This window comes from Pseudomonadota bacterium (assembly GCA_026388315.1).
GTDB lineage: Bacteria > Desulfobacterota > Syntrophorhabdia > Syntrophorhabdales > Syntrophorhabdaceae > MWEV01.
This window is the reverse complement of record JAPLKA010000125.1, coordinates 19,363-29,086: the sequence shown is the minus strand read 5'-3', so window position 1 is coordinate 29,086 and position 9,724 is coordinate 19,363. Positions and strand designations below refer to the sequence as shown.

Genomic DNA, 9,724 nt, shown 5'->3' with positions numbered 1-9,724 from the left:
TTGCACCGATATAAGAAATAAAGCCGGAGCCGTTGGCAATTAAGTCAGATGGTAAGTTGTAAGTTAGGGCGAAAAAAAAGTAACATTTTTCGTTGGAGGAGAGATTTATCTATTGACACGGGGAGGCCTTATAGGTGTTGGGCTGCAACACGATGAACCTTCAAAATTTCGAATGGCAAATGCAGCCGCTTTTTATTTTCTTCAATCCAATGCCGCTGCTCATCAGATAGTTTATCTTTTGATAGCTTTACTTCGACAAAGAGATAAGCATCTTTGTTATAAGCGAGCAAGTCAGGCCATCCTAGATATCTACTCCAGTAACTACCCAATAGATAATGGATAATTTCTAATGTCGTGCGAGGCTCTAAAATTTCGACGATTTTTCGAGCTTTTTGGACATGCTCATTCCTGTGAGCCCATAAATATTGCCTTAATCCTTCGCTATATGGCGTCCAGTAGTCAAAAAGCCAGAGAAGGTCTTGAGAGTGCTCTTGGATATCTGATAGATACGCTTCAATTTCCTTTTTCCTACGGTCTGCATACCCGCTTGTGCCAAAGTCAGAAGGTAGAGGAACCCAAATTGGGTTTTTTGATCGATCCTCTTCATAAGCAGACCGTTCACCAAACCCTGCCATACGTACCTCAGGATCATTGGGATCTTGAATAAGCAACCATGTAAAAATACTGAAAAGCGCATGAAACGGCATGCTTTCCAGACGAACAGCTTTATAACCTAGGCCCTCATAGTATTTCTCAGCGTATTGTTCAACGGTAAGTAACTCGCCCTGATAAGCAATCTTTGCTTTCCGGTCATTATCATTAATATATACACCTTGGACATCACGTACCTGGACGCCCATTCGGTTAATAAAAGATTCGTTTGATTCCTCATCGTAATGGTACTTGGGATTCGTAGCATGCAACGCCTTTATATCGGCCAATGCTTGAGTTCGAGCTTTACGGATGATTTCAGGTTCATTTTCTCCTAATTTATAAATGTAATTTTCTGGACTACCCCCAAACTCTTCATATAGTGCATACTCACGGAAGGCTAATTCACGCCAGTAATAACGCTTAATCTTGCTGGTACGACCCATAATGGCGGCTGCCGGGCATGGAGTGGCGGGAAGTCCTCGGCATTCGTTACACATGCCACCAATAAAACCCTCTGTAACTTGAACTTCTTCCTGCGTTTCAAGCCTCTTGCCAAACGCAAGCTGATGAGATAAGAATTTCTGGCCTATATCTTTGTCACAATTGCACATCATCACCGCGCCGCAATCTGCGCACTCATACTTACGAATGAGCTCAAATTGATTGATGCAGAAAACGTTTTGATGATCGCACTTTGTCAAAACTTTGCCTTTCGCCTTGCGGCTCAACGAGTGGATGAGCCGCGACTGTAAGGAGTCGGCTCCATCCGTTTGTTACACCGTCCTTTTACGCTCACGATCTACGTACTCACTTAGGGTTAAAGACCCAGTTGGCCGATAATGGAACATTTGCGATATGTCAACCGACTGAAAATCTGGGGAGTGAAAACCCTGATACTGAGTGAGCTCTTTGCGATTGGGAATGACAACGATTTCGTCCGCATGGTACTGGACAGCCACCGAATAGGTAGACAATCCCAGCGAACCTGATATACCAAAACGAAAGACGTCACCCTCCTGCAACAAGTTGACAATATCCTCCAGCCGTTCTTCATCGAGGAAAAAAGTCTGCACAGATGTGGTGATAAATGGTGTTCGAATGGGAGGCCTCACACCCCAGTCTCCCCCAAGCTTGAAATAGGAGGTCATATCTACATTGACCATATAGGTGTTTGTAGTATTCACAAAGACTAAGAGAAACCGTTGCTCATCCGTACAATAGTAACCGTAGCGTGAAAACACAACCGAATTATCACGAAGTGACAAGAGTTTGGTTGTTATGGCCGCAACAAGTAGCCCAAAAACTCCTACACCAATAATACCCTCTATTACCGAGAAGAGGCGTCCCCAGCTTACCGGATGCAGATCTCCATAGCCAATAGTTATGATCGTGACAAAGTTGAAGTAGAGTAATTCAAGCAGACCGGCTGGTTGCTCCTCGCAGTACACCAATGGGTTGCCAGCACAAAGGAAGAGGGCCTCACTCAAGCTGATGACCACGACGGGCAAAATGTACAGCAACATGCCCACAAGCACTATGTGCCACGTCGAGGAACGAGAAATCAGCTCCACGAATGAGATGTGTCGCTTTCCCGGAAGTTTCTGATCTGCAAAACCTATTCTCATTTCACCATCCGCGTTTACTATTGGGGTGTAATCGGGGCAGTTAAGCCGTGCCCCGAAGGGGCATCGGTCTTTAACTCCTTGTTCTCCCGAAGCGGAACGACGGGAAGGAGTTGACGGCTTAACTGCCCCGATTCTCGCGGCGCGAAGCGCCGGGAGAACAAGTTATTCTATAGTTTCTGACTAATTCCACAAATCAATCATTCTTTCGTGGCTCTATGCAATAACAATGCATGTGTTGTCTATACAGATTATGGTCTCCTGGCCTCTCAGTTACAACTTAAATTGTTAATATAATAATGTATAATCTCTTGGCAAATTATTTACAACAATTTATTTTATCTTTCCGTATATCATGTCAATTTTAAGATTATATAGAAATCGGAGGATTCCGGATGCTTGCTATCCCTTCTGCTTTACAAACCAAATTTGAAGAACATTTACGGAACAGGGCCATTCAAAACAGTCTGTAGAAATGGTGGGGACATCCTTCGTTATTTCAATAACTTTTCCCGGCCAGGAAGAGACAATAGGCACATCGTTGCAATCGTTGCATTGACCCTCCAAGCTGCCTGAATCTCAGAAGGTAGTTTTAAAATTGAAATCGTGCGGAACAAAGATGCATAAGCCTTTCCAGAGATTTCTATAGCGGTGTCCAATGTGGACACCGCTGCTTCCGATAGAGTGTCTGGTTTCCGGTTATACTCTACGAGTGACGAGGAACTCTCCGCAACATTTGCGGAGATTCTTATAATCGTCGGAAAGTAAATACCTACGCCACTTCGCACGCTTTCGCCTTCAAAACTTCCTCCTGAGATTCGGATGGCAATTGTCCCTCCGCTGTCGGGATTAAACCGTACGGAAGGAACGCTTCCCGTTTCCCAGGGATATCTCTTTGCCTCGAACCTCGATTGTCCCGATCTTATGAAGGCAGTGAATAGTTGAATCTCCACATACTAATTATTAGTTGTATTGGTTTCATTGGTCTTATTGGTTAAAACCAATACAACTAATGGGACAAATTGAACCAATTGAACATTGAACTTTGAACCGGGTATGGGGTCCGCATGATTAACATTGACTATTCAACGGTTTTTTATTATCTTATAGCCTATATGTTCGAGAAATTACAGGAAAGATTAGAAGGTACATTCAAGAAGCTCAGGGGATACGGCAAGCTCACCGAGGATAACATCAAGGATTCCATAAGGGAAGTGAGGGTTGCGCTCCTCGAGGCAGACGTGAATTATAAGGTCGCCAAAGACTTCCTCGACAAGGTGAAAGAGAAGGCTTTAGGCGGTGGGGTACTCACCAGCATAACCCCCGGTCAACTGTTCACAAAGATCGTCCATGATGAGATGTGCGAGCTTCTCGGCAAGGTGAATAAACCACTCGACACCTCCGGTTCTCCGCCGGTTGCTATTATGCTTGCAGGGCTCCAGGGTTCCGGTAAAACCACAACAGCAGGCAAGCTGGCCATATTTTTAAGGAAAAAAGGCAGGAAGCCTCTTCTCGTCCCATCAGACGTTTACAGACCCGCTGCAATCGACCAGTTAATGAAGATAGGCGCCCAGATAGGTGTAAGTACCTTTGATTCAAAGAACATGAAGAACCCGCTTCAAATATGCTCCGAGGCTAAGGCGTACGCTATGAAGAACGGTTTCGATACCATGATTGTGGACACCGCCGGACGCCTCCATATAAACGAAGAGATGATGGAGGAGCTGATAAACCAGAAAAAGCTTCTCAACCCGAGAGAAACGTTGCTTGTCCTCGACGCTATGACAGGGCAGGATGCAGTTAATATTGCAAGGGCATTTAACGAAAAGCTGGATGTTGACGGCGTGATTCTCACAAAATTAGACGGCGATGCGAGAGGTGGCGCTGCCATCTCAATAAAGGCCGCCACAGGAAAACCCATAAAATTCATTGGTATAGGTGAAAAATTGGATGCCCTTGAGCCTTTCTTCCCCGAAAGACTGGCATCTCGCATACTTGGTATGGGCGATATCGTCTCCCTCGTTGAGAAGGCACAGGAAGTATTCGATGAAAAACAGGCAAGGGTATTTGAAAAGAAACTGAGAAAAGACGAATTCACCCTTGAAGATTTCAAGGAACAGATAAAACAGATGAAGAAGCTTGGTTCGATAGAATCCATCATCAGCATGTTCCCGGGATTTAACAAGCTAAAGGGGGCAATTAACTTTTCCGAGGCAGAGAAGGATATAAAAAAGACTGAAGCAATTATAAATTCCATGACAGCAAAAGAAAGAATCTATCCCCATCTTATAGACGGGAGCAGGAGAATGCGCATTGCAAAGGGCAGTGCCACGAAGGTTCAGGATATAAATGAGCTTCTCAGAAAGTATGCTGAAACAAAAAAAATGATCAAAAAGTTCGCAAAGGGAGGCTCAAAGGGCTTTCCAAAGCAACTACTCATGCAATAGGAGGTGAAATTTTGGCGGTAAAATTCAGATTGTCACGGTATGGTGCTAAGAAAAGACCTTTTTACAGAATTGTTGTGGCTGACAGTCAGTATCCAAGAGACGGCAGGTTTATTGAAAACGTGGGGACATACAACCCGATTACAGACCCTGCTGAGATAACCCTTGATAAAGAAAAGATCAAGGAATGGTATAAAAAAGGGGCAAGGCCCACAAAGACTGTTGAAAACATATTCAAAAAAGAAGGGGTACTCAAGGAAATAAACCAATAACTTATGGAGGTGGAGCCGTGTTGAAAGAATTGATTGAATTCATTGCAAAGGCCTTGGTAGACAACCCTGATATGGTAAAAGTATCCGAAATTGAAGGCGAGAAAACATCCGTTTTCGAGCTGAGTGTTTCCAAGGATGATCTCGGAAAGGTCATAGGGAAACAGGGACGGACCGCACGTGCTATGAGAACCATATTGAGCGCAGCATCCACAAAAGTAAGGAAACGGGCAGTTCTCGAAATCATAGAGTAATGGGATATGTCCCTGTTGGGCGAGTAATATCCACCCACGGAATTAAAGGGGAAGTAAAATTTCAGTATTACAATGACGAAAAAGAGGTGTTCTATGAATACACCTCTTTTTTAGTTAAGAATGAAAATAACCGGTGGGTAACATTTGAACCAACAGACAAAAGGCTCTATAAAGGCTTCTTCTACCTGAAGTTTAAAGGATTTGACAGCCCTGAGGCTGCCTTGTCTCTAATAAACAAAGAATTCTTTGTCAAAGAGGAACAACTCCCCCCTCTGAATGACGACGAATATTATGAATACCAGCTTATTGGTCTGAAAGTAATCAATCAGGATGACATCGGGATGGGAACTGTTACAGAGGTAATGCATACGGGCGCTCAGTACCTGATAGTGGTCAGAGGAGAGAAGGAAATATTAATTCCCATGGTTGAGGACTACATTCTTTCAATCGATATCATAAACAAAACGATGACTGTGGTGGAGCCGGAAACGTAAAGGCTACTTTCTCCTCAAACCTTCAGCAATGTTACTGCATCTACATTTTTATTAATAACGTTTTTCGAATAGGCCTTTATCTCGACCCCCATGCCTATGCTTTTGAGGTACTCTATAAGGGTTGACACCTTCATGTCACTCCTTGACTCCAATTTTGAAATACCCGACTGGGTAAACGATTTGACATCTTCCTGGCGAATACCCATTTTTTTCCTTAATTCAGATAACCGTATATGGAATATTTCCTTTTCAGCTTCCCTTTTGGCCCTTTCTGCTCTTTCAGGAGGCATCATGGAAGCCAACTCGTCAATAAAATCTTCTTTTTTATTTGTTCTTGCTTTTACTTTTGTTTTCATGATTCCATCCTTAATTTTTCAAGATGCCTGTCATACAGGTTGTCGGCGATCGGTATCATTTTCTGATAGAATCGTTTGTCACCTCTTTTATCGCCACCAATCAATAAAATAGCATTCCGGATTGGATCAAATTTCGTCAGTTCTTTCGATGTTCCACACAACTTAACTATAGCACAATGAAATATGAAGCCAAATGAATATTAGCCGAAGTTTTAATCCATCAGTCTTGATAATATGGATATACCGGAACACTATTTCCCTCCCTGCTTCACTGCGCGCTGTATACCCACTAAAACTCGGAATGCATTCAATCTGCGAACTCGTCGTTCCTCCTCAAACAGCGCAGATTGCCCTTCGGGACATTTTTCCTCGTTAAGTGGGTCCCAACAGTGCTCGAAGGCGCGACTCGGGTAACGGTTTAACGGCGAAGCCGCAAAGTTCTTCCGGCGCATATTCCGTTATTATTTGTTGTATGCTTGTTTGGGCAACAGGTTGTCAACACTCAAAACTGTTTTTAAAGGGTTTGGCCCGACCCCAATTACGTCCCCATAAGGAAATGTTCCCTTCCACTCATCAGCTTCACATTTTTGACCCGTTCCACCGGCTCAATTCGCTTGATGTGCAAGGGCGGAGGCTACCCGAAGATGTTCATGCCTGCACATCATCCCTTTCGGGGACGCTCGTTTTCGCCAAGACGGGTGGCCCCAAAAATGTTCCGCTATTCGTTCCAGGGATACATTTCCTTAACAAAAATCACCAAGACCGAGGGATTGCAAATATCGGATATCATTTATCACAGTTGAAGTCAGAGCAAAAACGTGATATTTCATTCATAATTGCTGTAATGTGAAGTGATAACATAAAAAAAATGTGCTATAGTATCCCGTTATTGAACAGGCATAAAACTGAAATTATAAATAATTGATAAAATGATCATAACAATTCTTACACTCTTTCCTAAAATATTTGAATCACCACTCCAGGAAAGTATCATCAAAAAGGCCCTGGATAAGGGACTTGTAAGCTTTAACCTTGTAAACATACGGGATTTCGCTGAAGATGTGCACAAGACCTGTGATGATGCCCCTTACGGGGGCGGGCCCGGCATGGTCATGAAGATAGAACCCATCTACAATGCCATGGAGCATATTAATGCAAATACGAAAAGGCCGAAATACATACTACTTACCCCTCAGGGCAGGATATTAGATGAAGGAACAGCGGTAAGGCTTGCGCGTAATCCTCATTTAGCGCTTTTGTGCGGTCGTTATGAAGGCATAGACGAAAGGGCGCTTTCCCTTGTCGATGAAGAAATATCAATAGGTGATTATATCCTTTCCGGTGGCGAAATACCTGCCCTGGCGCTCATAGATGCCATTATAAGGCACATTCCGGGCGTGCTTGGAAATGAAGCATCTGTGAGCGATGAAAGCCTGAAGGACGGACTCCTCGAATATCCGCAGTATACCAGACCCCCTCTGTTTATGGATATGGAAGTCCCTGCTGTGCTGTTATCGGGAAATCACGAAGAGATAAGAAAATGGAGAAGGAAAGAGGCAATAAAAAAGACAATCCTTAAAAGACCCGATCTGATGACCCGTGTTGAGCCCAACAAAGAAGACCGTAAGTTCATGAGAGAGATTATGGAGGACATCCCTGAATAATGTTTATATTGCAATTATCCACTACCCGGTTTACGACAAAAATCGGGATATTGTTGCCACAAGCGTAACAAATATGGAAATACATGACATTGCAAGAAGTTGCATGACATTTGGTATTGATTTATGCTATATTGTTACTCCTCTTGTAAAACAGAGGAAGATAATGGAAAAATTGATTCACCACTGGGAACATGGATACGGCTTAACATATAACCCTTTGAGAAGTGTGGCTTTAGAAAAAATAAGAGTATGTAACGATATAGAAGAGATGCTGACAGAAATCAGAATATCCGGCAACCCTATCATTATCGGCACATCATCAATGGAAAGGGATGACAAATCAATAGGGTATCATGAGCTTCGGGATATGATCGGTAAAGAAGAAAGGCCGTTTCTCATGCTTTTCGGAACAGGCTGGGGGTTAACGGGCACAACGGTTGAATTATGTGACAAGATGCTTATGCCGGTTAAAGGGAGCGGAGACTACAATCACCTGTCCCTGAGGGTAGCGCTTGGAATCATTCTTGATAGAATATTTGGTGAAAGAGGAGACAAAGATGAACGAGACAATTGATTTACTCGAAAAAGAACACATGAGGCTGGACCTACCCGAGATAAATATCGGTGATAACGTGAAGGTATACACAAAAATCTTTGAAGGCGATAAAGAGAGAGTTCAGGTCTTCGAAGGCATTGTGATAAGAAAAAGAGGGGGGAATACAAGGGCAACCTTCACTGTAAGAAAGGTATCATACAGTGTAGGAATAGAAAAGACCTTTCCCAAACATTCACCTCTCATTGAAAATATTGAGGTAATGAGCAAGAGCAAGATCAGAAGGTCAAAGCTCTTCTACCTGAGGAATCTGAGAGGCAAGGCTGCAAAACTGAAAGAAAAAAGAGATTAATACTAATTTGGATTCAAAAATAGAGCGAGGCGACGACGAGAAGCCGACAGAGACGTACTGATAGTACGTCGAGGAGTGCGACGAGGAGACAACAAAGCTATATGAATGAAGGCAAATTAGTATAATGCACTGCTGCAAGCTTGCAGGACTAATTGGCGGCATTGATGAAGCAGGCAGGGGACCCCTCGCCGGCCCTGTAGTGTCGTCGTGTGTAATCTGGAAAGAATTGCCTGAAAAGAAATCAAACATTAATGATTCCAAACAGCTTACCGAAAAGCAAAGGGTTTCACTATTCCACTGGATAAGGGAACATGCATATAAAGTAGGCATCGGCATTGCTACCCACGAAGAGATAGAACAGATAAATATCCTCCAGGCAAGCCTCCTTTCCATGGAAAGGGCGCTGAAAGACACAGACATCCGGCCAGACCTTCTCCTCATAGACGGCAACTACGGGATTAAAGGTTTTCCCCTGAGCAAGCCGGTAGTAAAGGGTGATAAAAAGTGCTTTTTCATCGCCTGTGCCTCCATCGTCGCAAAGGTTGTAAGGGATGGTATCATGGAGACATACCACACACTGTATCCTGATTATAACTTCACAAAAAATAAAGGCTACCCGACAAAAGATCATAAAATTGCCATAAGGGAATATGGCATCTCTCCCATACATCGAAAAACATTCAGAGGGGTAAAGGAATACCTTGTCCAATAAAAGGGAAGAAGGCACAAAAGGCGAAGAAAGGGCAGTGAGCATATTGAAAGCTGAAGGATATAAGATATTGGAAAAAAACTACAGAAACCATTTTGGAGAGATTGACATCATCGCAGAGGAAGATGGCTACCTCGTTTTTGTGGAAGTAAAAAAGAGGAATACGCCTGTTTACGGGACCTCTTTTGAAGCGGTAAATACGACAAAAAAGAAACGTATTATCAGATCCGCCATGTTCTATATGAAGACACATAAGTGTTTTGATAAAAAAGTAAGATTTGATGTGGTAGGGATTGACAGTCAGAGCGTGAAGATTGTGAAACATGCGTTCGTGATTGAATAAACGGGCTTTA

Annotated in this window: 13 protein-coding genes and 1 pseudogene; 9 read left to right on the top strand and 5 right to left on the bottom strand. The window is 43.3% G+C overall.

Going from position 1 to position 9,724, the window contains the following annotated elements; all coding sequences use genetic code 11:
• Positions 1 to 128 precede the first annotated feature (128 nt).
• From NTX75_18180 to NTX75_18170, 3 genes are all read right to left on the bottom strand, one after another.
• Positions 129 to 1,355: a VRR-NUC domain-containing protein gene (locus tag NTX75_18180; GenBank protein ID MCX5818145.1), complete on the bottom strand. Its 1,227-nt coding sequence runs from the start codon at positions 1,353 to 1,355 to the stop codon at positions 129 to 131.
• Between the two features lie 72 nt (positions 1,356 to 1,427).
• Positions 1,428 to 2,279, bottom strand: coding sequence for a potassium channel family protein (locus NTX75_18175; GenBank protein ID MCX5818144.1), 852 nt, complete (start codon positions 2,277 to 2,279; stop codon positions 1,428 to 1,430).
• Between the two features lie 491 nt (positions 2,280 to 2,770).
• Entirely contained in the window at positions 2,771 to 3,229 is a 459-nt protein-coding gene (locus NTX75_18170; GenBank protein ID MCX5818143.1) for a hypothetical protein, read from the bottom strand.
• Between the two features lie 162 nt (positions 3,230 to 3,391).
• Here NTX75_18170 and ffh point away from each other — a divergent pair, with 162 nt between their 5' ends.
• Genes ffh through rimM form a run of 4 tightly spaced genes read left to right on the top strand, consistent with a single transcriptional unit; the run spans position 3,392 to position 5,737 of the window.
• Positions 3,392 to 4,723 (top strand): signal recognition particle protein, encoded by a 1,332-nt coding sequence (ffh, locus tag NTX75_18165; GenBank protein ID MCX5818142.1) that lies wholly within the window; start codon positions 3,392 to 3,394, stop codon positions 4,721 to 4,723.
• Positions 4,724 to 4,734: 11 nt separating this feature from the next.
• A complete protein-coding gene (gene rpsP / locus NTX75_18160) occupies positions 4,735 to 4,992 on the top strand; it encodes a 30S ribosomal protein S16 (protein ID MCX5818141.1) in 258 nt (85 codons plus the stop codon).
• A gap of 17 nt (positions 4,993 to 5,009) precedes the next feature.
• Positions 5,010 to 5,243: a KH domain-containing protein gene (locus tag NTX75_18155; protein ID MCX5818140.1), complete on the top strand. Its 234-nt coding sequence runs from the start codon at positions 5,010 to 5,012 to the stop codon at positions 5,241 to 5,243.
• Entirely contained in the window at positions 5,243 to 5,737 is a 495-nt protein-coding gene (gene rimM, locus NTX75_18150; protein ID MCX5818139.1) for a ribosome maturation factor RimM, read from the top strand. The genes NTX75_18155 and rimM overlap by 1 nt, the downstream gene beginning before the upstream one ends.
• 14 nt (positions 5,738 to 5,751) lie before the next feature.
• Here the strand turns inward: rimM and NTX75_18145 are convergent, their stop codons facing one another.
• Positions 5,752 to 6,093: an XRE family transcriptional regulator gene (locus NTX75_18145; GenBank protein ID MCX5818138.1), complete on the bottom strand. Its 342-nt coding sequence runs from the start codon at positions 6,091 to 6,093 to the stop codon at positions 5,752 to 5,754.
• Positions 6,090 to 6,224 (bottom strand): annotated as a pseudogene (locus tag NTX75_18140) (addiction module toxin RelE). The gene NTX75_18145 and the pseudogene NTX75_18140 overlap by 4 nt, the downstream one beginning before the upstream one ends.
• 798 nt (positions 6,225 to 7,022) lie before the next feature.
• Between NTX75_18140 and trmD the strand changes: the two are divergent.
• The 5 genes from trmD (at position 7,023) to NTX75_18115 (ending at position 9,714) form a co-directional block, all read left to right on the top strand.
• Positions 7,023 to 7,757, top strand: coding sequence for a tRNA (guanosine(37)-N1)-methyltransferase TrmD (trmD, locus tag NTX75_18135; protein MCX5818137.1), 735 nt, complete (start codon positions 7,023 to 7,025; stop codon positions 7,755 to 7,757).
• Positions 7,758 to 7,764: 7 nt separating this feature from the next.
• Positions 7,765 to 8,331, top strand: a complete 567-nt coding sequence (locus NTX75_18130; protein ID MCX5818136.1) for an RNA methyltransferase — start codon at positions 7,765 to 7,767, stop codon at positions 8,329 to 8,331.
• Entirely contained in the window at positions 8,315 to 8,662 is a 348-nt protein-coding gene (gene rplS / locus NTX75_18125) for a 50S ribosomal protein L19 (GenBank protein ID MCX5818135.1), read from the top strand. Before NTX75_18130 ends, rplS begins: the two co-directional genes overlap by 17 nt.
• A gap of 124 nt (positions 8,663 to 8,786) precedes the next feature.
• Positions 8,787 to 9,374: a ribonuclease HII gene (locus NTX75_18120; GenBank protein MCX5818134.1), complete on the top strand. Its 588-nt coding sequence runs from the start codon at positions 8,787 to 8,789 to the stop codon at positions 9,372 to 9,374.
• Positions 9,364 to 9,714 (top strand): YraN family protein, encoded by a 351-nt coding sequence (locus NTX75_18115; GenBank protein MCX5818133.1) that lies wholly within the window; start codon positions 9,364 to 9,366, stop codon positions 9,712 to 9,714. The genes NTX75_18120 and NTX75_18115 overlap by 11 nt, the downstream gene beginning before the upstream one ends.
• The last annotated feature ends 10 nt before the right edge of the window (positions 9,715 to 9,724 follow it).

Coding starts and splice junctions, on each gene's coding strand:
- NTX75_18175 (MCX5818144.1), bottom strand. CDS start 2,279: ATGAGAATAGGTTTTGCAGATCAGAAACTTCCGGGAAAGCGACACATC.
- ffh (MCX5818142.1), top strand. CDS start 3,392: ATGTTCGAGAAATTACAGGAAAGATTAGAAGGTACATTCAAGAAGCTC.
- rimM (MCX5818139.1), top strand. CDS start 5,243: ATGGGATATGTCCCTGTTGGGCGAGTAATATCCACCCACGGAATTAAA.
- NTX75_18145 (MCX5818138.1), bottom strand. CDS start 6,093: ATGAAAACAAAAGTAAAAGCAAGAACAAATAAAAAAGAAGATTTTATT.
- trmD (MCX5818137.1), top strand. CDS start 7,023: ATGATCATAACAATTCTTACACTCTTTCCTAAAATATTTGAATCACCA.
- rplS (MCX5818135.1), top strand. CDS start 8,315: ATGAACGAGACAATTGATTTACTCGAAAAAGAACACATGAGGCTGGAC.
- NTX75_18120 (MCX5818134.1), top strand. CDS start 8,787: ATGCACTGCTGCAAGCTTGCAGGACTAATTGGCGGCATTGATGAAGCA.